A 23,915-nucleotide genomic window follows, 5' to 3' on the forward strand; every position below is an offset into this window, starting at 1 on the left:
TCCGCGGCGGTCTTGCGCCGCCGCAGATCCATCGCCAGATTCGGCGTTGTAGTGCCCGGAGCGCTGGCCTAACCTTTCCGGACGCCGCGTTCCATGCGCGGCGGCCCGGCGTTTGATGCGAAGAAACGGGCCCCGGCCCAGGAGACACCGATGGCGAATTCTTCCGGCGGCGACAGCAAGAACACGCTCTACTGCTCCTTCTGCGGAAAGAGCCAGCATGAGGTGCGCAAGCTGATCGCGGGACCGACAGTGTTCATCTGCGACGAATGCGTCGAGCTGTGCATGGACATCATCCGCGAGGAGACCAAGACCGCCGGCCTCAAGTCCTCCGATGGCGTTCCGACGCCGAAGGAGATCTGCGAGGTCCTCGATGATTACGTGATCGGGCAGACCCATGCCAAGCGCGTGCTGTCCGTGGCGGTGCACAACCACTACAAGCGCCTGAACCACGCCTCGAAATCCGCTGAGATCGAGCTGGCGAAGTCGAATATCCTGCTGATCGGCCCGACGGGGTGCGGCAAGACCTACCTTGCCCAGACGCTCGCCCGGATCCTCGACGTGCCGTTCACCATGGCGGACGCGACGACGCTGACCGAAGCGGGCTATGTCGGCGAGGATGTCGAGAACATCATCCTCAAGCTGCTCCAGGCCAGCGAGTACAACGTCGAGCGGGCGCAGCGCGGCATCGTCTATATCGACGAGGTCGACAAGATCACCCGCAAGTCGGACAACCCGTCCATAACCCGCGACGTGTCGGGGGAGGGCGTGCAGCAGGCGCTCCTGAAGATCATGGAGGGCACGGTCGCTTCCGTTCCGCCGCAGGGTGGGCGCAAGCATCCCCAGCAGGAATTCCTGCAGGTCGACACGACCAACATCCTCTTCATCTGCGGCGGCGCCTTCGCTGGGCTCGACCGGATCATCAGCCAGCGCGGCAAGGGCAGCGCCATGGGCTTCGGGGCGGACGTCAAGGACGAGGCGAACCAGGATATCGGCGAGCTCTTCACCCAGCTCGAGCCCGAGGATCTGCTGAAGTTCGGCCTGATTCCCGAATTCGTCGGCCGTCTGCCGGTGATCGCGACGCTGACCAACCTCGACGAGGAAGCCCTGGTCACCATCCTGACGGCGCCGAAGAACGCGATCGTCAAGCAGTACCAGCGCCTGTTCGAACTGGAAGAGACGCAGCTGACCTTCACCGACGATGCGCTGACCGCCATCGCTCGCCGGGCCATTGCCCGCAAGACCGGCGCGCGCGGCCTCCGCTCGATCATGGAGGACATCCTCCTTGAAACGATGTTCGAGCTTCCGGGTCTCGACGGCGTCGAGGAAGTTGTCGTCAACGAGGAAGCCGTGAACTCGGAGGCATCGCCGCTGATGATCTACGCTGACGCCAAGAAGGACAGCGCCAGCGCGGGCTGATCCTTCCTTTCAGGATGCGAAACGCGGGCCGGGCGCTGTCATGGCGTCCGGCCCGTCTTGCTTTCGGGCGCGAAAGCCGGGGACCATTCGATCCCAAACCCCGCATCCCCGCGCCGGCTCCGCCTTCGTGACTGGACGGCGGGCGCGTGGCGTTGCATAGCTGGGCGGACTGAACGAGAGGCGGATATGGGCATTCTGAACACGCTGCTGCGCGCCGTCACGTGGTGGAACGGGCAGACGCTGAACACGCAATTCTTCACCTGGCGCAATGGCGTCAAGGTTGGAGAGGATGATGCGGGGAACATCTTCTACCGTTCCAAGACCGGTGATCGTCGCTGGGTGATCTTCAACGGCATGGCCGAAGCGAGTCGGGTCAGCCCCGACTGGCATGGCTGGCTGCACCACACCTTCGAGGATCCGCCAGCCGAACGCCCGCTTCAGCACAAGCCCTGGGAAAAGCCGCACCTGCCGAACCTGACCGGAACGGACGAGGCCTATGCCCCCGCGGGATCGATCCGGCGCGTCGAGCCGGCCCCCCGGAGCGATTACGAGGCATGGAGCCCGGAATGATCGGTCGCGCTTGCGCAGGTCTCGCGCTGTTTCTCTTTGCCGGTGCGGCAGTGGCGCAGGACGATCAAATTCCAGAATATACCGGCCCGGAGCGCGCGGCCTCGGCGATGGCTGCGGAAATCCGCGTGCTCGACAAGCTGACGGGCGATCTCAAGGACGTGCAGATCGCGCGCGGTACGATGGAAACCTATGGCCGGCTGAACATCGTGCTCGGCGACTGCCGGTATCCCGAGGACGACCCCTCGTCCGACGCCTATGCCTGGCTGGAAATCCGGGATGACGCGATGGACGAGCCGGCCTTCACGGGCTGGATGGTCGCCTCTTCACCGGCGCTGAATGCGCTCGACCACGTGCGTTACGACGTCTGGGTGCTGCGCTGCATCACCGTCTGAGCGGACGGGGCGGGGGAGGCGGCATCGAAGCTCGCGTCCACCTCCAGCCCGTCCCGGAGCATCTGGTGGTAGGCCGCTCGGGGGACGTCGAGCGCGCCGAGGCGCTTCAGATGCGGCGTCGTGAACTGCGTGTCCAAGAGCACGAAGCCTGACTGGCGGAGCCGGTCCATCAGGTAGACGAGGGCGATTTTGCTGGCATCGGTGCGCCGGCTGAACATGCTCTCGCCGAAGAAGACGCCGCCGAGCGAGACCCCGTACACCCCGCCGACGAGGGACGCCTCCCGCCGCACCTCGATCGAATGGGCGAAGCCGCGATCATGGAGGCTGCCATAGAGGGCGCGGATCTGCGGGTTGATCCAGGTCTCCTCGCGATCGGCGCAGCCGGCCATCACGCCATCGAAATCGGTATCGAAGCTGATCGATACCTCATCGCGCAGGATCGTGCGGCGAAGGGATCGGGAGATGTGGAGGCCGCCCATGGGCAGGATGCCGCGGACCTCCGGATCGACCCAGTAGATCTCGGGGGACGTACTGCTTTCCGCCATGGGGAAGATCCCGGCGGCGTAGGCGCGAAGGAGGATCGACGGTGTGAGCGCGAGCTCCATTCGCATCTCCGATGGGCCGACGATCCGCGGCGCCGCTCAGAGAAGTGAACGACGCCGCCGATGTCGGAGGTCCTGCCGGAGCGCCAGGCGGGCGAGCCCGCGGTCTCAGGCTCCGGCGTTCTCGAGCCAGGTCTCGAGCCAGTGAATATCGTAATCCCCGGCCTGGACGTCCTCGTTGTCGAGAAGCGCGTCGAAGAGAGGGACCGTGGTGTCGATCCCGTCCACCACCAGCTCGCCGAGGGCCCGGCGAAGGCGCGCGAGCGCTTCGGGGCGATCCCGGCCGTGGACGATCAGCTTGGCGATCAGGCTGTCGTAGTAGGGCGGGATCTTGTAGCCGCCATAAAGCGCCGAATCCATCCGCACACCGAGGCCGCCCGGCGCGTGGAAGGTGCGCACGGTGCCGGGGCAGGGAGAGAAGCTCGGCAGCCGCTCCGCATTGATCCGCGCCTCGATGGCGTGTCCGGAGGGGACCAGCTCGCCTTGGGTGAACGACAGCGGCAAGCCCTGCGCGATGCGGATCTGCTCCCGGACGAGGTCGACGCCGAAGACCGCCTCGGTCACCGGATGCTCGACCTGGAGCCGCGTGTTCATCTCGATGAAGTAGAACTCGCCGTTCTCGTAGAGGAACTCGATCGTGCCGGCGCCCGAATAACCGATGGAGGCGACGGCGTCGGCACAGACCTTGCCGATACGGGCGCGGGTCGCGGCGTCGATGGCCGGTCCGGGCGCCTCTTCGAGAACCTTCTGGTGGCGCCGCTGGAGCGAGCAATCCCGTTCCCCGAGATGCACCGCGCTGCCCTTGCCGTCACCGAAGACCTGGATCTCGATGTGGCGCGGCTGGCCGAGGTACTTCTCGATATAGACCTCGTCGTTGCCGAAGGCGTTGCGGGCTTCGCTGCGGGCGCTGTGGAAGGCGTTGTCGAGGTCTGCAGGCGTCTTGGCGAGCTTCATGCCGCGTCCGCCGCCGCCGGCAGTGGCCTTGATGATGACCGGGTACCCGATATCCGCGGCGACCTCGCGCGCGGTGTCCACGTCGGGAACGCCGCCATCCGAGCCGGGAACGCAAGGCACGCCGAGCGCCCTCATCGTCTCCTTGGCGGTGATCTTGTCGCCCATGATGCGGATATGTTCCGCGGACGGGCCGATGAAGGTCAGGCCGTGATCCTCCACCACCTGCACGAAGGCGGCGTTCTCGGACAGAAAGCCGTAGCCCGGATGGATCGCCCCGGCGCCCGTGATCTCGCAGGCCGAGATGATGGCCGGGACGGACAGGTAACTCTGCCCCGAGGAGGGCGGCCCGATACAGACGCTCTCGTCCGCGAGGCGCACATGCATCGCGTCGCTGTCGGCGGTGGAGTGAACGGCGACGGAGCCGATGCCCATTTCCCGGCAGGCCCGGATGACGCGCAGCGCGATCTCGCCGCGGTTTGCGATCAGGATCTTGTCGAACATCACTCGATGATCATCAGGGGAGCGCCGAATTCGACCGGCCCGCCATTCTCCACGAGGATGCGGCGGACGGTCCCGGAATGGGGCGCGGGGATCTGGTTCATTGTCTTCATCGCCTCGACGATGAGGAGCGTCTGTCCCTCCGTTACGGTATCGCCCACCGAGACGAACGGCGCCGCGTTCGGCTCCGCCGCGAGGTAGATCGTGCCGACCATGGGGGAGGTGACGGCGCCCGGATGCTCGGCGGGATCCTCGGGCTGGGCCGGCGCGCCGCTTGCGGGCTGCGGCTGTGCCGTGGTCGGCGCCTGGGACGCGGCCGGTGCGGCATGCGCGATGTGCTGCACCTGCTGCGGCGCGGCCTGCGCGTGCCGGCTGACGCGCACGTTCAGGGAATCGTCTTCCCCGTACTCGCGGTTGACCTCGATCTCCGTGAGGTCCTTCGCGCGCAAGAGTTCCGCCAGAGCCTCAATAAAGGCTACGTCGGCATCCTGACTTTCCCTCGTCATGCGTACCCCGCTCAGGTTCTTTAGATCGCACCCCTCTAACCCAAGCGGTTAAGACATGAAAGCGTCCATGAGCGGTCCCTTGCCGTCCTTTAGGGGCACATGACCACCGGGCCGCGCGGCGCTGGTCCCCGGCGAGATCCGCGCTCTGTTGTGCGCCGAAGGTCGGCGGGGAAGGCGATCCAGATGACTGGTGACGGGACGATCAGGGGAACGGGGGCGGGGCGTGCCTGAATTGCCGGAGGCCGAGTCGAACCGCGCCCGCATCGAGGCCGAGGCGCTGAACCGCACGATTTCGGAGATCGTCCGAGGCGAGGTGAGCCATATCGACGTGCCGTCGCCGGCGGAGGGGGAGCGCCTCGTCGGGCACCGTTTCACCGAGGCGCGGCGGCACGGCAAATACATCTTCGCGGGCTCGAAAAGCGGTCCGTGGATCGCGGTTCATCTCGGCATGTCCGGCTCGCTCAGACCTTACGACGAAGAGGATGGCGCACCCGATCACGCCCGCTGGACCGTCGCTTTCGAGGGGGCGCGGCGTCTGGCGTTCTGCTGTCCCCGCAAGCTCGGGTGGGTGCGGGTGATCGACGATCCGGACGCGTTTCTGACGGACAAGAAGGTCGGGCCGGATATCCTGAGCATGGGCGAAACCGCCTTCGCGGACGCGATCGGGGGAACGAGGGGCGCGATCAAGTCCGCCCTGATGAACCAGAAGAAGGTCGCCGGGATCGGCAACCTCTGGTCGGACGAGATCCTGTTCCAGACCGGCACCTCCCGCGAAGCGCGCGGCGGTGATCTGCCTCCGGATCGCATCGCCGGGCTCTACCGGACCGCCCGGACCATTCTGAGCCGCTTGGTACGGGAAGACGCCGAGTACGATCGTCTCCCGGAGGACTGGCTCATCCACGCGCGCAGCTCCGGACGCGGCTGTCCCCGCTGCTCCGGAACCATCGGCATGCGCAAGGTCGGCGGACGCTCGGCGTTCTTCTGCGACGCGCACCAGGTTCGGATCTGACGCTCAGGCGGCAACCCGCCAAGACAGCAACATTGACGTTGCGGTGCCCGCGCGGACGTGCTCTCGTCGGGCATAAGCCCTTTTCAGACGGCGGATTTTAGAACGTGCGTCCATTTCCGCAGGACCCCTTGCTCGACCTGTTGCGCCGGCTGCCGGGGCATCTTTTCGCCGTCGTCGACGGAGCCCTGGCGCCGGGCGCTCCGCTGCATCTGTCGGACCTCGATCCAAGGCCCCTCTATCTCGGCGGGAGCGGCACGGCCTCGATGATGTCGGGCCCTCACCTCGTCAACTGCCCGACCGGTCACGCCCTCGATCTCGTGCGTCAGGCCATTCCGGCGGAGGCCATCGTCTGGTGGTCCTTTCCGGGCGAAAGTGCAGCCAGTGCGGAGGAAACGGCGTTCCGGCACATCCGCGGTCTCGGCATGGTCGAGATTCCCCGAAATCGTCCCGATGCGGGAGCGCGGACGCGCGCCGGCGGGGCAGAGGGATACGAGGCGGTGCTGTTCCGCCATGCTGATCCCAACGTGCTGGTCCATCTTCTGCCGGTGATGACGCCGATGCAGGCCGCGCGGCTTCTCGGCGAGGCCTTGGCGATCAATTTCGATGCGACGCGCAACGGAGGCCTCCGTCATGCCGCGAGGCCCTCGGACCTGCCGCCGGCACCGACGGGCCTCCTGCGCCTCGAATTGCCGCAATATCTCGCGCTCACGAATGCGCGCCTCCATGCCAGCCATGTCCGCATCGCGGCCTATCTGGCGCGTCACCGTCTCGAGGGGATGGAGCATCTGGACGAGGCGGCGCTGCTCGACATCGCCAAGCGGTCGGACGCGTCCGGCCGGCCGCTCGGGCTCAGATCGGAGAAGGCCCATTCCCGGTGGGCTTACCTGATGATGATGACGGGTGGACAGGTCGCCGAGGATGATACCGCCCGGGACTTCGTCCGCTCCGGTCCCGATCCCGAGCGGCGCGTAAGGCAGCTGATCGACGAAGCGGCGGCGGCGATCCGGCGGGACGGCTTTGCCTCCGCGGGAGGCGCGCGATGAGCGGATACGGAGAGGCCGGCGCAGTCGGCGGGCGCGTCGCCGGCGGATTGGTCGGCGGGGCGATCGGCTCGTTCCTCGGTCCCCTCGGAACGCTCGCGGGCCGGGCCATCGGCTCCCGTCTCGGCGGCCTGGCCGGCCGGGCGGCGGCGGAAGCGGTCGCCAGCGCCATGACGGACGCGAACGAGGAGGCCGAGGAGATGTCCGACGAGGACGCCTCCACCTCCTGCGCCGAGTGCGGAGAAATCGACTGTTTCACTCCGCCGGACGGCGCGGATCCCGAGGAATTCCGCCGCCAGCTCAAGGAGCAGCAGGACGCGATCAACGAGATGTCCCCGGACAAGATCCTCGAGAACATGGACAATTTCGACAAGGTTGGGCGCGGGCCAGACGACGCAAGGCTCCGGCGCGAGGCTCGCGATACCTACAGAACGCGCGAGACGCGAAACCGCGCAACCGAGCTTCGCCGTCAGGAGGGTCTCAGCCGTCCGGACGCCGAAGCGCAGGCGGCGCAGGAGGTCGCCGAGGCGATGCGTTCGCTCGATGCGCTCCACGCCCCGGACGGAATTGCCGGCGGGGATGGTACGATTTCAGGCCTCGGCAACCGTTCGGCCAATCGCTCCATCGGTGGTCAGTGGAAGAACGGACGGGCGGACCAGCTGAAGGAGATCGCCGAGCAATCCCAGCGCGAAGGGCTGGAGAAAATGGATGTCGAGCTCGAAGTCTGTCCCGAAGAGGGAGACGCGGGTAGTGACGGGCCCGAGTCCGGCGCTGGCGCAGGCGCGGGCGACGGTGATGGAAGCGGGCAGGGCGACACGCCGATGGTGTGAACCCATCTGGACCAATGACGGACAGGCGGGTCGAGGCCGTGTCTGGTGAAGGGGAGGCCGTCCCAATCCTCCCCGCAGACGCCTCGGGTCTTCCGCTGGCGGATAATCGAATGAGTGAAGGAAGCTGACATGGCAGACGACATCGGCGAGGACCTCGAATACGCCATCGAGAAATTCGGCCCCGTCGCGGAGCATGCCCCGATGCCGGCGACGACCCTGTCCAGGCTCGAGGGTCGCGTTCCGGATACGCTCGTCGCGTGGTGGAGGCGCTACGGCCAGAGCAGCATCCTGAACGGCGAGTTCCAGGTGGTGGATCCCGAGGCGTATCGCCCGCTTCTCGAGGCCCTGTTTCGCGGTGATCCTGACTTCGACGCATCAACGACCCATGTCTTCGCCATCGGCGCGACCGGCGGCCTCGACTGCTGGTCCGAGACCTGGGGCGATCTGTCCATCGGGACCTTCCCGAACCGGCTGATCTCGGAGAAGTTCATTCACCCCGAAACGCAGCGCGACGATATCGACCTCGGCACGGTCTTCTCCATGGCCGACGATTCAGGGGCCGACCCCTACGATGACAAGGGGCGGGACCTTTTGCCGAAGATCCGCAAGCTGCACGGTCCGCTGGAGTTCGGGCAGGTCTACGCTCCGAAGCTTCATCCGGCCCTCGGCGGCCCTCGGACGGCGGAGAACTTCCGGCCCGCTTCGGCACTTGAGGCGATCTCCCTCATCCATCAGGCCGAACCGGTCATCCTCACCGACGCATCCGTCTTTCCCCCGAAGGACATCCGGGTGATCGGGCAGGGGTGAGGCGCGGTCAGCTCGCCAGCAGACTTCCGTACAGCGTTTCGAGGAAGGTCTGCGGCGTATCGGAGATGTCTGCCTCCTCGCCGAGCAGACGGCGGATCTGCGAATCGTAGTCCGCGTAGTTCTGGGTCAGGGCCCAGATCGAGATCAGCAGGTGCGGTGCATCGACATGAGGGATGCGTCCCGCGGCGCTCCAGCTTCGGATGAGGTCCGTCTTGGACTGTACGATCCGGCGCAGGGACTCCAGCGTCTCTCCTTCGAGATGAGGCCCGCCCTGCAGGATCTCGTTCGCGAGGAGGCGGCTTTCGCGGGGCATCGTGCGCGTCTGCTGCAACTTGCGCCGGACGTAGGACAGAAGCTCCTCCCTCGGATCGCCGTCCGGGTCGAGGGAGGTGAGCGGCACGCCCCATGTGTCGATCAGGCTCGTCAGGAGCGCACGGTAGAGCTCCTCCTTCCGCGAGAAATAGTATAGCAGGTTCGCCTTGGAGAGCCCGGCGGCGCGGGCGATGTTCGCGATCGAGGCGCCGTGGAACCCGTGGGCCGAGAATTCGTCGAGCGCCGCGCAGAGGATGATCTTCCGGTTGCGTTGCTGGATCAGGGTTTCGCCGCGCCGCGGCTCGCCACCTGATCGTGGCTCTTGTATTCTGGCTGACATTGGCTCTCACTCGTAAAAAGAACGGCCCGAACGCAGACCGCTTGACTGGTACACCGCGATTGGTAGCGTCAAAATCCGGGGTCGGTCAAATGGTTCGACCATTTTATCCATGTATCACAAGGGGATCGCATTATGGCCGATGGTAGGGGCGGGAGCCATGGTGCGGCGCCGAACGATCTGGACGCCTTCTGGATGCCGTTCACGGCGAACCGGCAGTTCAAGGCGGCCCCGCGCATGTTCGTGGCCGCGGAAGGGATGCACTACACGACGCAGGACGGCCGGCAGGTTCTCGACGGGACGGCGGGGCTCTGGTGCTGCAATGCCGGGCACGGCCAGCCCCGCATCATCGAGGCAATCCGGGAGCAGGCCGGCATCCTCGACTACGCCCCGGCCTTCCAGATGGGCCACCCCAAGGCCTTCGAACTCGCCTCCGCGCTCAGGGACATGGCGCCCGAGCCGTTCGAGCATGTCTTCTTCACCAATTCGGGCTCCGAGAGCGTCGAGACCGCCCTCAAGATCGCAATGGCCTATCACAAGACGCGCGGCGAGGGCGGCAGGACCCGCCTGATCGGGCGCGAGCGCGGCTATCACGGGGTGAATTTTGGCGGGATCTCCGTCGGCGGCATCGTGACCAACCGAAAGGCGTTCGGCACGCTTCTGGCCGGCGTGGATCACCTGCCGCACACCCATATCCCGCAGAACGCCTTCACCCGCGGCCAGCCCGAGCACGGCGCACATCTGGCGGACGAGCTGGAGCGGATCGTGGCGCTCCACGGCGCCGAGACCATCGCCGCCGTGATCGTCGAGCCGATGGCCGGATCCACCGGGGTCCTGTTGCCGCCCAAGGGATACCTGAAGCGCCTGCGCGAGATCACGGCGCGGCACGGCATCATCTTGATCTTCGATGAGGTCATCACCGGGTTCGGCCGCCTCGGTGCATCCTTCGCCGCCGAGCGTTTCGACGTGATGCCGGACCTCATCACCTGCGCCAAGGGCCTGACGAACGGTGTGATCCCGATGGGCGCGGTCCTTGCGACGTCCGAGATCCACGATGCCTTCATGCAGGGGCCCGAGCACCTGATCGAGCTCTTTCACGGCTATACCTATTCCGGCAATCCCATCGCCGCGGCGGCGGGCCTCGCGACCTTGCGCACCTACCGCGAGGACGGGCTCTTCGAACGGGCGGACGGCCTTGCCGGTTACTGGGAAGAGGCCCTGCATTCCCTTGCCGGTCTGCCCCATGTCATCGACGTGCGGAACATGGGCCTCATTGGCGCCATTGAACTGGAGCCGATCGAGGGCGCTCCGACCAAGCGCGCATTCCAGGCCTTCCTCGATGCCTACGACAAGGGCATCCTCATCCGCACCACGGGGGATATCATCGCCCTGTCCCCGCCGCTGATCATCGAGAAGGCTCATATCGACGAGCTGATCGGCACGCTGGGCGAGGTGCTCTCCGCCCTGGACTAGGACGCGAGCATCTCGCGGTAGGCGTCGACCGGCCCGGTCGACCGGGCGAAATCGCGCGCGGTGCAATAAGCCTCGCGGGCGATCTCCTCCCGCATTTCCTGCGCGCCGAGCAGCGTCCGGACCTTTTCGCCGAGGTCGGAAAAATCCCAGGCAAGCGGAACGTACGTCTCCCAAGGGCGATACAGATCGGGCAGCGTCCTCAGGTGATCCATGGACGGCTTCAAGAGCACCGCGCCCGCAAGGATCGCCTCGACATCGCGCCAGCAGAGCTCTCCGCTGCCGAACGGGGAGAAGCAGAGCTTCGAGCGACCGAGCTCGGCCATGTACTCGGCCCAGGGGAGCCCGCCGCCCGTCGCTGCCGAGATGTCGCCGATCCGGCCCACCTGCACTTCGGCGTCCTGCCGCATCCGCCCGTACCAGCCGTCGCGAGACACGCCGCCAAGGCGTGCGTGCAGGTCGATGGGACGCGCCTCTTCGCCCTGCCGTGCCGGCTCCTCGCCCTTGCGGAACCGTTCGAAGAGTGTGGGCTCGGTCAGGAAATTGGGCGACAGGCGCAGTTTCGAGGCGTCCGCGCCGAGGTCCCGGCCCGGAACCACGTCCATCTCCAGACCGTAACGCGCGCCGTAGAATTCGCTGAGATTCGAGCCGCCGTGACGGTCCTGCGCGTATCGGGACGGGTCCGCGTAGAGCGACTTCTTGAAGTAGAAATCGGCCTCCGGGAGCAGTCTTCCGAACGGTAGCGAAAGACTGGCAACGCTGTCGAAGATGGTCATGCCTGGGCGCGATGGAAGGGATCGCACGCTATCCAGAAGCCGATCCATCCGGTCCGGATCCGAATCCCAGGGTTGAACGATGACATGATCGGCGTTCCTCAAGCGGCTCGGGATACCGGTTTCAGCGTCCTTGGTCGGATACAGCCGGAAACTTGCGGCTGCGGCGCTGCCGGCGCCCTCCTGCCGAAGAAGCGGATGCACCTGCGCATATGAAATCTTCTGTGGCTTGTACAAGATCAGGACGTTCTTGCGCCGCCCCCCGAGGAACGGCCGCCCAAGAACGATCTTCCGGCGCTTCCGCTTCCAGGGCTCGGGCCCTGTCCGAACGACCAGGGAATTCAGTGTCATGCGCGCGCCTTCCGTGCTCTGCTCGCTCAGGTTACAGGTTTCGCGGCGGAGCGCACCCGCATCGTCGTGGGCCTACCTGCTCGTATCCAGCCGGGCGGGGCGGGGGGACGGTCCGGTGATCCTTGCGGCGTCGGTCAGGGAGGGGCGGAGGACGGCTTCTTCGCGGTGCCGGGCGATCCGTATCATGGCTTCGCTCGGGATCACGGCGTATCGGCCGAGGAGCGCTTCGACGTGATCCGATTGCCCGGCGCGGTCCGGCCGGGGCGTCCCGGCTGCCTGCAACGCCGGGGCGGGCGGCAAGCCGCCATCTCTGCTGCCGGCCGCATCCGGTGCGGCGGAGAGCGCCCCTCTCGGCACCGGCCCGGCTTTCACCGCTGCTGCCGGCCGACCATCTTCCGGCGCGGCGCTCAAGAAGCGCCCGGCCTGCGGCAATGACGGGCCGGCCGGGATACGGATCGCGTCGATTGCTGACATCTGAAAAGCCCTCGCCTGGCTCGGATGCCCCACGATTCGAATGATTCCACGAAATCTTTACGAGAATGCTTCGGTCCGTGCCCGAATTTTTCCAAGAGGGCTATGGACAGGCAAACGGGCGCAGGTCGGAGCCGGCGCCCGCCACGGAGCATCGCGCCGGCGTTCAGCCCTTGCGGTTCATCCGGTTCTCGACGAGGTCGTCGACGACGTCGGGATCGGCGAGGGTCGACGTGTCCCCGAGGCTGCCGGCATCGTCCTCGGCGATCTTGCGCAGGATGCGGCGCATGATCTTGCCGGACCGTGTCTTGGGCAGGCCCGGCGCCCATTGCAGCAGATCGGGCTTGGCGATCGGGCCGATCTCGGTCCGGACCCATTTCTCGAGCTCGGCGCGGAGATCGTCGGTCGGCTCGACACCGTTCATCAGCGTGACATAGGCGTAGATGCCCTGGCCCTTGATGTCGTGCGGATAGCCGACGACCGCGGCCTCGGCGACGTCCCTGTGCGCGACGAGGGCGCTTTCGACCTCCGCCGTGCCCATCCGGTGGCCGGAGACGTTGATGACGTCGTCGACCCGGCCCGTGATCCAGTAATATCCGTCAGCATCCCGCCGGCAGCCGTCGCCGGAGAAGTAGTACCCCTTGTAGTCGGAGAAGTAGGTCTTCTCGAACCGTTCGTGGTCGCCCCAGACGGTCCGCATCTGGCCGGGCCAGGACGCCTTGATGCACAAAACGCCCTCGCACTCGGTTTCCTCGATCTCCGCGCCGGACTGGGGGTCGAGGACGATGGGTTCGATGCCGAAGAACGGTCTGGTCGCGGAACCGGGCTTGAGGGGCGTCGCGCCGGGCAGCGGCGTCAGGAGGTGCCCGCCCGTCTCGGTCTGCCACCAGGTATCGACGATCGGGCGCTCCCCCTTGCCGACGACCTCGTTGTACCAGTTCCAGGCCTCCGGGTTGATCGGCTCGCCCACCGTGCCGAGGACCTTGAGGGAGGAGAGGTCGTATCTCTCGACCGGCTCGCGGCCATGTCCCATCAGCGCGCGGATCGCCGTGGGGGCGGTGTAGAACTGCGCGACATCGTGCTTTTCGCAGATCGCCCAGAAGCGACCGGCATCGGGATAGGTCGGCACGCCCTCGAACATCAGCGTCGTCGCGCCGTTCGCCAGCGGCCCGTAGAGGATGTAGCTGTGGCCCGTGACCCAGCCGACATCGGCGGTGCACCAGTAGACGTCCCCCGCGTGGTAATCGAAGACCAGCTCGTGCGTCATCGCGCAATAGACGAGGTAACCGCCCGAACTGTGGACCACGCCCTTGGGTTTGCCCGTGGAGCCGGACGTGTAGAGGATGAAGAGCGGATCTTCGGCGCCCATCGGCTCGGGGTCGCAGTCGGGCGCGACGTCCTCCATCATCGACAGCACGTCCACGTCCCGCCCGTCGATCCAGGTGGTCTGATCGCCGGTATGCTTCACGACGAGGCAGCGCACCTTGTCGGAGCAATGAAGGAGCGCGGCGTCGGTATTCGACTTGAGGCCGGTGCGCTTGCCGCCCCTCGGGGCGCTGTCCGCCGTGATCACGGCCTTGGCGCCGCAATCGTTGATCCGGTTGGCGAGCGCGTCGGGGGAGAAGCCGGCGAAAACGACGGAATGAACCGCCCCGATCCGGGCGCAGGCCAGCATCGCATAGGCCGCCTCGGGGATCATCGGAAGGTAGATGATGACCCGGTCCCCCTTCGCGACGCCCTGGCTCTTGAGGACGTTTGCGAAGCGGCAGACCTGCTCGTGCAATTCGTTGTAGGTGATGTGCCGTGCCGCGTCGCCCGGCTCGTCCGGCTCCCAGATGATCGCGGTCTGCTCGCCGCGGGTCTCCAGATGACGGTCGACGCAGTTGGCGGCGACGTTCAGGATGCCGTCCTCGAACCAGTTGATGGACACCGAGCCGAGGTCGAAATTGCAGTTCTTCACCCGGGTGTAGGGCTCGATCCAATCGAGCCGCTTGCCCTCTTCGGCCCAGAAGGCCTCGGGGTCGGCGATGGAGCGGGCGTAGCGTTCCTCGTACTCTTCGGCGGTGACGTGTGCGCCTTCCGCGAAGCTGCCCGGAACGGGGACCTTCTTGTCGTCCAGCATGTCTGTCCTCCCTCGGATGGCGCGGGCGGAGCCTCCCGCCGGGGGGACCCCCCGCTCCCGCGCCCAGATCTGTCCTCATACCCCTTGTCGGTTCCCGGGCGGCGAGGTGCAAGGCCCGGGACGGGCTTTCAGATGGCGAGATACTCGGCGCGAAGCGCGTCGTCCTTCAGCACCTCCTCCGCGCTGCCGTCGAACACGATCTGCCCGGTGTCGAGGATGACGGCGCGGTCCGCGAGCTTCAGCGCGCGAATGGCGTTCTGCTCGACGATGATCGTGGTGATGCCCTGGCTCTTGATCAGGGCCAGCGTCTTCTCGATCTCGTCCACGATGACGGGCGCGAGGCCCTCGTAGGGCTCGTCGAGAAGCAGGACCTTGATGTCCCGCGCAAGCGCCCGGGCAATGGCCAGCATCTGCTGCTCACCGCCCGACAGCGTCACGCCTTCCTGCTTCCGCCGCTCGCCGAGGCGGGGGAACAGTTCGTAGAGTCGCTCGAGGGACCAGCCAATGGGCGGCGCGATCTGCGCCAGCTTCAGGTTCTCCTCCACCGTCAGCCCCGGAATGATCCGCCGGTCCTCCGGCACGAGACCGAGGCCCGCCGCGCTCGCCTCGTGGCTGGCCATGCGGTGGAGCGGCTGGTGGTCGAGCCAGATCTCACCGTGGGTGAGCTGCGGGCTGCCGGTGCGGGCGAGGGCGCGGAGGGTCGAGGTCTTGCCGGCGCCGTTGCGACCGAGAAGCGCGAGGATCTCCCCCTCGTGCACGGTGAAGCTGATGCCCTGCACGATGTAGCTCTCGCCGTAATAGGCGTGCAGGTCCCACACCGAGAAGAAGGCGGGCGCGGTGCTGGCATGGTTGGCGTGCTGACTGAAATCGGGTCTGGCGACCATGGTGCTATCCTTGGGGGTCATATCCTTGGGCTCGGAAGATCAGGCCGCGGCGTCGGAGGTGCCGAGATAGGCCTCCTGCACCTTCGGGTGCCCCTTGATGCGCTCCGGCGTGTCCTCGACGAGCGGAGTGCCCTGGGCGAGGACGGTGATCCGGTCCGCAAGGGAGAACACGACGTGCATGTCATGCTCGATGATGACCATCGTGATGTCCCGCTTGGCCTTGATCTCCTTCAGGAGCGCAATGGTGTTGTTGGTGTCCGCGCGGGACATGCCGGCGGTGGGCTCGTCAAGGAGAAGCAGGCGCGGTTCCTGCACGAGACACATCGCCATTTCGAGGCGGCGCTTGTCCCCGCGGGAGAGGGAAGCCGCGTGGACGCCCCGGTTCTGCGCCATGTTCACGTCGGCGAGGATGGCTTCCGCCTTCGCCGCCATGTCCGTCTGCGACGCGACGGAGACCAGGGGGTTCAGCTCGAACGCGCCGTCCCTCCGGGCGAAACAGGGAATGAGGACATTCTCCATCACCGTCAGGTCGCCGAAGATCTCCGGCGTCTGGAAGACACGGGCGATGCCCAGCTGGTTGATCTCGTGTGGCTTGCGGCCGAGGACGGATTGCCCGTCGAAGAGCACGGAGCCTGTATCCGGCATCAGCTTGCCCACGAGACAGTTCAGCAGCGTCGATTTGCCGGCCCCGTTCGGCCCGATGATGGCGTGGACGGTGTTCTCCCTGACCGACAGGGTCACGTCCGAGAGGGCCTGAAGTCCGCCGAAGCGCTTGCCGACATCCTTGACGTCGAGAATTCCCATGGTCTCTCTCCTCACTCTGCCGGACGGGTGGCGCGTTGCTTGGCGGCGTCTTCCTCGGCCGCGCCGCCGCGACGGCCCCGGCGGCGGAAGAGGGCGCGGCTGCGCCGCCCGCCTTCGACCAGTCCGCCCGGCAGGAAGATGATGATGGCCATGAACAGAAGGCCGAGCGTCAGGTGCCAGCCCTCGCCGGTGAAGCGCGCGAGCACCCAGACGATGGCGTTCTCCAGACCGTCCGGCAGGGCGCCGAACCAGCCGTGGAGGACGCCTTCGTTGATCTTCGAGAAGATGTTCTCGAAATACTTGATGACGCCCGCGCCGAGGACCGGGCCGATCAGCGTTCCGGCGCCGCCGAGGATCGTCATGATCACGACCTCGCCGGACGCGGTCCACTGCATCCGCTCGGCGCCCGCCAGCGGATCCATCGAGGCAAGGAGACCGCCCGCGAGGCCGGCATACATGCCCGAGATCACGAAGACGGCGAGCGTGTAGGGCCGGGTCGACAGACCGGTATAGCTCAGCCGCTGCTGGTTCGACTTCACCGCCCGCAGCATCAGCCCGAAGGGCGAGCGGAAGATGCGGATGGAGATGTAGAAGGTGACGAGGAGCAGGATCGCGCAGAGATAATACCCGGCGTTGAACTGGAACGCCCAGGGGCCGAGATTCAGCGTTTCGGTCGCCCGCATCTCGATGCCGAAGAAGTTGGTGAGGGGCAGGGACGTCGCGACCCCGCCGCCATCCAGCACCCGCGGATCGTCGAGCGAGAGCTGCAGGCCCGTCTCCCCGTTGGTGATCGGCGTCAGTACCGAGTAGGCGAGGTTGAACGACATCTGCGCGAAGGCGAGCGTCAGGATCGAGAAGTAGATGCCCGACCGCCTGAGGGAGATGTACCCGATCACGACGGAGAACAGGCCGGCCACCGCGATGGAGAGCAGGATCGCCGGAACGACGTTCATGCTCAGAAGCTTGAACATCCACACCGCGGCGTAGGACCCGACCCCGAGAAAGGCGGCATGGCCGAAGGAGAGATAGCCCGTCAGCCCGAAGAGCAGATTGAAGCCGATGGCGAAGATCCCGAAGATCACGAACCGCTGCATCAGGTCGGGGTAGCCTGCGTTGAACTGCGCGAGCTCGGAGCCCTGCGGGAACGGGTTGAGAATGAACGGCGCGAAGAGCGCCAGGATCGCGACGACGGCCAGAAGGCCGGTATCCTTGCGGTCGAGACCGAGCATGGATCAGTCCTCCATGACGCCCTTCCGCCCCATCAGGCCACGCGGCCGGGTCAGAAGGATCACGATTGCAATGAGGTAGATGATGATCTGGTCGATGCCGGGAATGATCGACTTGATCTCGTTCATCGAGGCGAAGCTCTCGAGGATGCCGAGGAGGAACCCCGCGAGGACGGCCCCGGGCAGGCTTCCCATTCCGCCAACGACGACCACGACGAAGGACAGGACGAGGAAGTCCATCCCCATGTGGTAATTGGGCGAATTTATCGGCGTGTACATCACCCCCGCGAGCCCTGCGACGGCGGCCGCGATGCCGAACATGATGGTGAAGCGCTTGTCGATGTTGATGCCGAGAAGGCCCACCGTCTCCCGATCCGCCATGCCGGCGCGGACGACCATTCCGAACGTGGTGAATTGCAGGAAGCAGAACACCCCGGCGATCATGAGGCCGGCGAAGGCGAAGTAGATCAGGCGCCAGTAGGGGTAGATGATCGTCATGGGATCGAAGCCGAGCGCGGCGCCGAAATCGAACGAGCCCGCGAAGGCGCTGGGGGCCGGCGTCGGGATCGGATTGGCGCCGTAGAAGTACTTGATGATCTCCTGGAGAACGATCGCGAGGCCGAAGGTGACGAGGATCTGGTCCGCATGGGGGCGCTTGTAGAAGTGCTTGATCAGTCCGCGCTCCATGATCCAGCCGATCAGAAGCATGACGGGGATCGCGAAGAGGATCGCCAGCGGCACGGACCAGTCGATGAGCGCGGCGCCGAACTCGGGGCCGAACCAGATCTCGAGATAGGGCGTGTCCACTTCCATCGGGTTTCCGAGGAAGTCCGTCCGGCTCTCGTCCACCGTGGTGCGAGAAATGGTGAAGATACGCTGCAGCGTGACCGCGCAGAAGGCGCCGATCATGAACAGGGCGCCGTGGGCGAAATTGACGACGCCGAGGGTGCCGAAGATGAGGGTGAGGCCGAGGGCGATCAGGGCGTAGGCCGAGCCCTTGTCGAGGCCGTTCAGGATCTGAAGGAGTATCGCGTCCATCGCGGGTGCTTTTATCCTGCTGTGAGGGAGGGGCCGCGCGCGGGATGCGGGCGCGGCGGGTCAGGTGCGGCGTCGGAGATGGGCGGGGCGCCCGGTGCCCGGGCGCCCCCCTTTCACGCGGGCGTCAGGCGCCCTCGTTGCACTCGCCGAGCGCGCCGCCGGCGAACATCGGGTGATCGGCCGGGTAGGTGACCTGCTCCACGGGGGTCGCCTCGACGATCTCGACGAGGTCGAACTCGTTGTCCGGGTTCTCCTTGCCGCGGGTGACGACGACGTCCTTGAGGCACTGGTGATCGGCGCCGCGGTAGAGCGTCGGGCCGTTGCCGAGACCGTCGAACTCGTAGTCCTCCAGAGCCTCGACCACCGCGCAGGGGTTGAACGAGCCGGCCCGCTGGACCGCATCCGCGTAGAGCAGCGTCTGCACGTAGCAGGTATGGGCCGCCTGGGACGGCGGGAAGCCGTACTTCTCACCGAAGGACTGGGTGAAGACGTTCGTGCCGCGATACCGTTCGCCAAGCTGGTTCTCGAGCTTCCAGTCCCAGTTCTGGGAGCCGGGAATGCCGCGGATGTTCTCGCCCGCGCCGCGCGCCATCAGCTCCGAGTAGAGCGGCACGACGATCTCGAACTGCTTGCCGGTCTGGGCCATCGCGTCCTTCAGCCCGAACTGGACGGCGTTGGTGAGCGAGTTCACCATGTTGCCGCCGTAGTGGTTCAGGAAGAGCACGTCCGCGCCCGATTGAAGGATTGGGGTGATGTAGGAGGAGAAGTCCGTCGCCGCGAGCGGCGTGAGGACGTTGTTGACCGTCTCCCAGCCCAGATCCTCGGTGACGGCCTGCATGGATTCCTGCGTCGTCCAGCCCCAGGTATAGTCCGCGGTCAGATGGTAGGCCTTGCGGTCGGTTCCGTACAGGGTCTCGAGGACGGGGCCGAGCGCCGCGCCAGACTGGTAGGCGTTGAAGAAGTGACGGAAGCCGTTGGCCTTGCGGTCCTTGCCGGTGGTGTCGTTCGAATGCGTGAGGCCGGCCATGAAGATCACGCCCGCTTCCTGGCAGAGGCCCTGCACGGCGACGGCAACGCCGGACGATGAGCCGCCCGAAATCATGACCGCGCCGTCCTTCTCGATCATCGAACGGGCGGAGGCGCGGGCCGCGTCGGACTTCGTCTGCGTGTCGCCGGTTACGTATTCGACCTTCTTGCCGAGGATGCCCTCTCCCGTGAGCGCCTTCGAGGAGAAGGTGTTCATCATGCCGCCGTCGCCCTCGCCATTGAGGTGCTCGACCGCGAGCTCGAACGCCCGCAACTCATCGGCGCCCTCGTCGGCATAGGGGCCGGATTGCGGCACGTTGAAGCCGAGCGTCACGGAACTGCCGGTGGGCTCGTTGGTGAAGGCGCTGGCGGATCGGGCGGTGAAGATGGTCGGCAGGGCGAGCCCCGCGCCGGCGGCGATACCGGTTTTCAGGATACCGCGACGTGTTTGTCTGCGAAACGACATGAATTTCCTCCCATTTGTTCGCCCCGCGCTCTCCTCCCGAGAGGGGGCACGCCCCGCTTCCGTGGGCTGTAATTTTTATGCAGTCCTTTGAGAAAACAATTCAACAACCCATTCCAAAACAGTAGGAATTTTGTAAATTGATGGACAGTGCGGTGCAGCATTTTGTAAAGTTCTTGATGCTGCATCGCGGTAAGTCCCTGACGGGAAAGGACGTCATCCATGGCCAGCGCGGGGCATGCCGGAAGCCGCATCAGGGAGCGGCGCATCCTGAACGGGATCAAGCAGGCGGATCTGGCCAGGGCGGCTGGAATCTCCGCCTCCTATCTCAATCTCATCGAGCACAATCGCCGCCGGATCGGCGGCGGGCTCCTCGCCACGATCGCGAGAGAGCTGGGCCTTGAAGCACAGGCGCTGTCCGAAGGCGCCGGGCGGGCGCTGGTCGCCGATCTCGAGGATGCGGCGGCGGGCCATGCCGGCGCGTCGGCGGAGATCGCGGAGCTGGAGGACTTCGCCGGGCGGTTCCCGGGCCTCGCGCGCCTGATGGCGGAGCAGGGCGGTGCGGTGCGGCGGCTGGAGCGGACCGTCGCGTCGCTGTCCGACCGGCTCGCGCATGATCCGATCCTGTCCGCCTCGCTGCACGAGGTGCTGTCGGTCGTGACCGCCATGCGCTCCACCGCCGCGATCCTCGCCGAAACGCGGGATCTGGACGCGGTCTGGACGGAGCGTTTCCATCGAAATCTCGCCGAGGACGGCGACCGTCTTGCCGGCGCGGCGGAAGATCTGGCGCGCTACCTCGATGCCAGTTCCGAGGATGCCGCGCCTGCCGGTCCGCTGGAGGAGGTGGAGCGCTTCCTAGCTGCGCGGAACTGGCACATCCCCGAGATCGAGACGGCCGATGCGGGGGACGCAAGCCGGATCGCGGAAGAGCTGTCGCAGGCGAAGGAGCTGGAGAGCGCGGCCGCGCAGCGTCTCGCCCAAGGTCACCTCGCCCGCGCCGCCGGAGATGCCCGCGCCCTGCCGCTGGGGCTCCTGAGGGAGGCGCTCAGCGAGGGCCTCGATCCCGCGGCCGTTGCTATCCGGGCAGGCTGCGGCCTCGGCACGGTCCTGCGCCGGATCGCGAGCGTGCCGGAGGCCGGCGCCGCGCTTCTGAGCTGCGATCTGTCGGGCACGATGATCCTGCGCAAGCCGGCGCCGGGCTTTCCCGCGCCGCGCCTCGGTGCCGCTTGTCCGCTATGGCCCCTTTTCGAAGCGCTGCTCCGCCCCGGCGTTCCGATCGCCCGTGACATCGAGATGGACGGCCGCCCTTCCGTCCGGTTCGCGGCCTATGCGCTGGCCGAGCCGTCCGGTCCGCCTGCATTCGGGCGTCCGCCGGTGATCGAGGCGACGATGTTGCTTCTGCCGGCCGCCGAAGGGTCGGGGGAGGCCGCGCTCCCTGTCGGTGCGGCCTGCAGGCTGTGCACACGGGACGCCTGCCCGGCGCGGCGGGAGCCGTTCATCGCCGGGTCAGCCTGAGCGCCGGACTGCTCGTTGCAGTCCGGCCGTCCCTCAATGTGTCAGGACGCGGGACAGGAAGCTCTGGGTCCGCTCATGCTGCGGATTGTCGAACACCTGCTCGGGCGCTCCCTCTTCGACGATCTCGCCCTGGTGGATGTAGATCACTCGGTCCGCGACCTCGCGGGCGAATGTCATCTCGTGGGTGACGATGACCATGGTCATGCCCTCGCGGGCCAGTTCGCGCATGGCGTCCAGCACCTCGCCGATCATCTCGGGGTCGAGCGCCGACGTCGGCTCGTCGAACAGCATGAGGCGCGGCTCCATCGCAAGCGCGCGGGCCAGAGCGACGCGCTGCTGCTGTCCGCCCGAAAGCTGCGAGGGGTACTTCTCCGCCTGGTTTGCGATGCCGACCCGGTCAAGCAGGCGATCGGCGGTTTCCCGTGCCTCGGCGGTACTTGCATTGCGGACCTTGCGCGGGGCGAGGGTCACGTTGTCCCGGACGGTGAGGTGCGGAAAGAGGTTGAATTGCTGGAACACCATGCCGACCTCGGTGCGGATCTGCTGCAGCGCTTTTGATGCGCGTCCGTCGGGTTCCAGCCTCCGGCCGTCCACCTCGAGCGCGCCGCTCTGGAATTCCTCGAGCCCGTTGATGCAGCGGATCAGGGTCGACTTGCCGGAGCCGCTGGCGCCGATGATCACCACGACCTCGCCGGGCGTGACCGACAGATCGACGTCCTTGAGGACGTGCAGCGAGCCGAAGTTCTTGTTCAGCTTCTCCATTTTCACGATGGGGGTGGCGGTGCTGTCCGTGGTGCGATCGCTCATTGTCCGACGAGCCCCTTGCGTTCCAGAAGTCTCAGGAAGAGCGACAGCGTGAGCGTGATCGCCAGGTAGAGGAGGGCGACCATCAGGTAGACCTCCAGCGCGCGGAACGTCGTCGCGATGTAGATCTGACCCTGCCGGACCAGCTCGCCCACGCCGATGACGGCGAAGAGGGAGGTGTCCTTGATGCTGATGATGCCTTGGTTGCCGAGGGAGGGGATCATGCGGCGGAAGCCCTGCGGCCAGATGATGTACCGGAAGGTCTGCGTCCTGGAGAGGCCGAGGGACAGGCCCGCCTCCCGCTGTCCACGCTCGATCGACTGCACGCCGCCCCGCACGATCTCGGAGATGTAGGCGCCGGAGTTCACCGCGATGGCCGCGATCCCGGCGACGACGGCATTGATCGGCCCGCCCAGAAGCTGCGGCAGGCCGTAGAAGATGAACAGAACCTGCACGAGAACGGGCGTGCCGCGAAAGATCTCGATATACGCGATCGCGGGCCAGCGCAGCCAGCCGGCGCGGCTCAGACGCAGGAGCCCGAAGATCATCCCGATGACGAAGCCGATGGCGAGCCCGCCGAAGGAAATCAACAGGGTGTAAGGTATGCCCGCCAGGAGATGGGGGATGGACTGGAAGGCGGCCTCCCAGTCGAAATCGAAATTAGAATCCAAGACCGGGCTCCGTCTGCGATCGACGTTATCAAAAAAAACCTCCCCGGAGCGCCGAAGCTCTCCGGAGAGGCCAATTATTCACGCAAGGGCCGCGCCTGCAAGCGCTGCCCCGATGTGGATCAATCTTCGCTCTCGGCGCCGTCTTCTTCCATGTCGCCGCCCTCGGCGTCCATGTCCTCGGTCTCGGCGTCGGTAGCGGCGGCGTCGTCATCGGACGGGGCGCTGCCGAACCACTCGGCGTAGATCTCGTCGTAGGTGCCGTCCTCGCGCATTTCGGCGAGCGCCTCGTTCACCGGCGCGACGAGCTCGCTGCCCTTGGCGAAGGCGATACCGTATTGCTGGCCTTCGTAGAGCGGACCCACGACCTTCACGCGGCCTTCGCCGCGGGTCTTGGCGAAGTAGCTCACGTTCGGCGCATCGTAGAAGACCGCGTCGACGCTGCCACCCATCAGGGCGAGATACATGTCGCCCGAGCCCGGGTAGGGCGTGATCGTGGCCGTGTCTCCGAATTCCTCGGTGAGGTAATCGTAGCTCGTGGAGCCGATCTTGGTCCCGATGGTCATGCCCTCGAGATCCTCGATGGTCTCGACACCGTCGTTGTCGGCGGCGACGAGCATCTGCAGACCGCTGTCATAATACGGATCGGAGAAATCGACGATTTCCCCGCGCTCGTCGGTGATCGTGATCCCCGCGATGGCGATGTCGACATTGCCGGTCTGAACCGCGGGGATGATCCCGTTGAAGTCCATCGTGTTGATGTCGACCTCGAAGCCGGCGCGGTCGGCCAGTTCCCGGATCATCTGCATGTCGAAACCGGTCATCTCGCCGGTTTCCTCGTCCATCATCTCGAACGGAACGAAGCTCGGATCCGTCGCGACGGAGGCCGTTTCCATGTCCTGCGCGAAGGCCGTGCTGCCCACGACGAGAGCGGCGCTGATGGACCCCACGAGGGTGGCGGTTTTGGTCGGAAAAGACATTTTGTCTCCCTTTTTGCTTTGTAAAACCGAGAGTTAATCGGTTTCAG

24 protein-coding genes are annotated in these 23,915 nt (G+C 66.2%); 9 read left to right on the forward strand and 15 right to left on the reverse strand.

What is annotated here, in order from left to right:
- The first annotated feature begins 150 nt into the window (after positions 1-150).
- The 3 genes from clpX (at position 151) to RM543_RS11815 (ending at position 2,378) form a co-directional block, all read left to right on the forward strand.
- Positions 151-1,416, forward strand: a complete 1,266-nt coding sequence (clpX, locus tag RM543_RS11805) for an ATP-dependent Clp protease ATP-binding subunit ClpX (protein WP_311691852.1) — start codon at positions 151-153, stop codon at positions 1,414-1,416.
- Between the two features lie 186 nt (positions 1,417-1,602).
- On the forward strand, positions 1,603-1,986 hold the full coding sequence (locus tag RM543_RS11810) for an NADH:ubiquinone oxidoreductase subunit NDUFA12 (protein WP_116084349.1): 384 nt from the start codon (positions 1,603-1,605) through the stop codon (positions 1,984-1,986).
- Positions 1,983-2,378, forward strand: coding sequence for a DUF2155 domain-containing protein (locus tag RM543_RS11815; RefSeq protein WP_311691855.1), 396 nt, complete (start codon positions 1,983-1,985; stop codon positions 2,376-2,378). Before RM543_RS11810 ends, RM543_RS11815 begins: the two co-directional genes overlap by 4 nt.
- Here the strand turns inward: RM543_RS11815 and aat are convergent.
- From aat to accB, 3 genes are all read right to left on the reverse strand, one after another.
- Entirely contained in the window at positions 2,342-2,989 is a 648-nt protein-coding gene (gene aat / locus RM543_RS11820) for a leucyl/phenylalanyl-tRNA--protein transferase (protein WP_311691857.1), read from the reverse strand. The genes RM543_RS11815 and aat overlap by 37 nt on opposite strands.
- A 99-nt stretch (positions 2,990-3,088) precedes the next feature.
- Positions 3,089-4,435, reverse strand: a complete 1,347-nt coding sequence (gene accC, locus RM543_RS11825) for an acetyl-CoA carboxylase biotin carboxylase subunit (RefSeq protein WP_311691859.1) — start codon at positions 4,433-4,435, stop codon at positions 3,089-3,091.
- Positions 4,435-4,938 (reverse strand): acetyl-CoA carboxylase biotin carboxyl carrier protein, encoded by a 504-nt coding sequence (gene accB / locus RM543_RS11830; RefSeq protein ID WP_311691861.1) that lies wholly within the window; start codon positions 4,936-4,938, stop codon positions 4,435-4,437. The genes accC and accB overlap by 1 nt, the downstream gene beginning before the upstream one ends.
- Before the next feature lie 190 nt (positions 4,939-5,128).
- Here accB and RM543_RS11835 point away from each other — a divergent pair, with 190 nt between their 5' ends.
- The 4 genes from RM543_RS11835 (at position 5,129) to RM543_RS11850 (ending at position 8,624) form a co-directional block, all read left to right on the forward strand.
- The gene (locus RM543_RS11835) at positions 5,129-5,947 is read left to right on the forward strand and encodes an Fpg/Nei family DNA glycosylase (RefSeq protein WP_311691864.1); all 819 of its coding nucleotides are present in this window, start codon (positions 5,129-5,131) and stop codon (positions 5,945-5,947) included.
- Positions 5,948-6,075: 128 nt separating this feature from the next.
- Positions 6,076-6,990 carry a DUF4123 domain-containing protein gene (locus tag RM543_RS11840; protein WP_311691867.1) on the forward strand — a complete coding sequence of 305 codons (915 nt, stop codon included), beginning with the start codon at positions 6,076-6,078 and terminating at the stop codon, positions 6,988-6,990.
- Positions 6,987-7,817, forward strand: a complete 831-nt coding sequence (locus tag RM543_RS11845) for a polymorphic toxin type 15 domain-containing protein (RefSeq protein ID WP_311691869.1) — start codon at positions 6,987-6,989, stop codon at positions 7,815-7,817. The genes RM543_RS11840 and RM543_RS11845 overlap by 4 nt, the downstream gene beginning before the upstream one ends.
- Before the next feature lie 129 nt (positions 7,818-7,946).
- Positions 7,947-8,624, forward strand: coding sequence for a GAD-like domain-containing protein (locus RM543_RS11850; RefSeq protein ID WP_311691871.1), 678 nt, complete (start codon positions 7,947-7,949; stop codon positions 8,622-8,624).
- A gap of 7 nt (positions 8,625-8,631) precedes the next feature.
- Here the strand turns inward: RM543_RS11850 and RM543_RS11855 are convergent, their stop codons facing one another.
- Positions 8,632-9,276 (reverse strand): TetR/AcrR family transcriptional regulator, encoded by a 645-nt coding sequence (locus RM543_RS11855; protein ID WP_311691873.1) that lies wholly within the window; start codon positions 9,274-9,276, stop codon positions 8,632-8,634.
- Positions 9,277-9,408: 132 nt separating this feature from the next.
- On the opposite strand from RM543_RS11855, the gene aptA reads away from it, so the two are divergent.
- Positions 9,409-10,746: an omega-aminotransferase AptA gene (aptA, locus tag RM543_RS11860; protein ID WP_311691875.1), complete on the forward strand. Its 1,338-nt coding sequence runs from the start codon at positions 9,409-9,411 to the stop codon at positions 10,744-10,746.
- Here the strand turns inward: aptA and RM543_RS11865 are convergent.
- The 8 genes from RM543_RS11865 to RM543_RS11900 all read right to left on the reverse strand — a co-directional run bounded on the left by RM543_RS11865 (position 10,743) and on the right by RM543_RS11900 (position 19,904).
- Entirely contained in the window at positions 10,743-11,519 is a 777-nt protein-coding gene (locus RM543_RS11865) for a hypothetical protein (RefSeq protein ID WP_311691877.1), read from the reverse strand. The two genes, aptA and RM543_RS11865, sit on opposite strands and share 4 nt — an antisense overlap.
- A gap of 420 nt (positions 11,520-11,939) precedes the next feature.
- The gene (locus RM543_RS11870) at positions 11,940-12,341 is read right to left on the reverse strand and encodes a hypothetical protein (protein WP_311691879.1); all 402 of its coding nucleotides are present in this window, start codon (positions 12,339-12,341) and stop codon (positions 11,940-11,942) included.
- A gap of 163 nt (positions 12,342-12,504) precedes the next feature.
- Positions 12,505-14,460: an acetate--CoA ligase gene (acs, locus tag RM543_RS11875; protein WP_311691881.1), complete on the reverse strand. Its 1,956-nt coding sequence runs from the start codon at positions 14,458-14,460 to the stop codon at positions 12,505-12,507.
- A gap of 128 nt (positions 14,461-14,588) precedes the next feature.
- Positions 14,589-15,344 carry an ABC transporter ATP-binding protein gene (locus RM543_RS11880; protein WP_311691883.1) on the reverse strand — a complete coding sequence of 252 codons (756 nt, stop codon included), beginning with the start codon at positions 15,342-15,344 and terminating at the stop codon, positions 14,589-14,591.
- A gap of 39 nt (positions 15,345-15,383) precedes the next feature.
- A complete protein-coding gene (locus RM543_RS11885) occupies positions 15,384-16,148 on the reverse strand; it encodes an ABC transporter ATP-binding protein (RefSeq protein ID WP_311691885.1) in 765 nt (254 codons plus the stop codon).
- 11 nt (positions 16,149-16,159) lie between these two features.
- A complete protein-coding gene (locus tag RM543_RS11890) occupies positions 16,160-17,377 on the reverse strand; it encodes a branched-chain amino acid ABC transporter permease (protein WP_311691887.1) in 1,218 nt (405 codons plus the stop codon).
- Positions 17,378-17,380: 3 nt separating this feature from the next.
- On the reverse strand, positions 17,381-18,412 hold the full coding sequence (locus RM543_RS11895; protein ID WP_311691889.1) for a branched-chain amino acid ABC transporter permease: 1,032 nt from the start codon (positions 18,410-18,412) through the stop codon (positions 17,381-17,383).
- 124 nt (positions 18,413-18,536) lie between these two features.
- Positions 18,537-19,904 (reverse strand): substrate-binding protein, encoded by a 1,368-nt coding sequence (locus tag RM543_RS11900; RefSeq protein WP_311691891.1) that lies wholly within the window; start codon positions 19,902-19,904, stop codon positions 18,537-18,539.
- 219 nt (positions 19,905-20,123) lie between these two features.
- Between RM543_RS11900 and RM543_RS11905 the strand changes: the two genes are divergently transcribed.
- Positions 20,124-21,416: a short-chain fatty acyl-CoA regulator family protein gene (locus tag RM543_RS11905; RefSeq protein WP_311691893.1), complete on the forward strand. Its 1,293-nt coding sequence runs from the start codon at positions 20,124-20,126 to the stop codon at positions 21,414-21,416.
- A gap of 33 nt (positions 21,417-21,449) precedes the next feature.
- Here the strand turns inward: RM543_RS11905 and RM543_RS11910 are convergent, their stop codons facing one another.
- From RM543_RS11910 to RM543_RS11920, 3 genes are all read right to left on the reverse strand, one after another.
- Positions 21,450-22,223, reverse strand: a complete 774-nt coding sequence (locus RM543_RS11910; protein ID WP_311691895.1) for an amino acid ABC transporter ATP-binding protein — start codon at positions 22,221-22,223, stop codon at positions 21,450-21,452.
- A complete protein-coding gene (locus RM543_RS11915) occupies positions 22,220-22,891 on the reverse strand; it encodes an amino acid ABC transporter permease (protein ID WP_311691897.1) in 672 nt (223 codons plus the stop codon). Before RM543_RS11915 ends, RM543_RS11910 begins: the two co-directional genes overlap by 4 nt.
- A 119-nt stretch (positions 22,892-23,010) precedes the next feature.
- A complete protein-coding gene (locus RM543_RS11920; RefSeq protein ID WP_311691899.1) occupies positions 23,011-23,868 on the reverse strand; it encodes a transporter substrate-binding domain-containing protein in 858 nt (285 codons plus the stop codon).
- Between the last annotated feature and the right edge of the window lie 47 nt (positions 23,869-23,915).

The sequence above is a fragment of the Tropicimonas omnivorans genome (genome assembly GCF_031846565.1).
Classification (GTDB): domain Bacteria; phylum Pseudomonadota; class Alphaproteobacteria; order Rhodobacterales; family Rhodobacteraceae; genus Tropicimonas_B; species Tropicimonas_B omnivorans.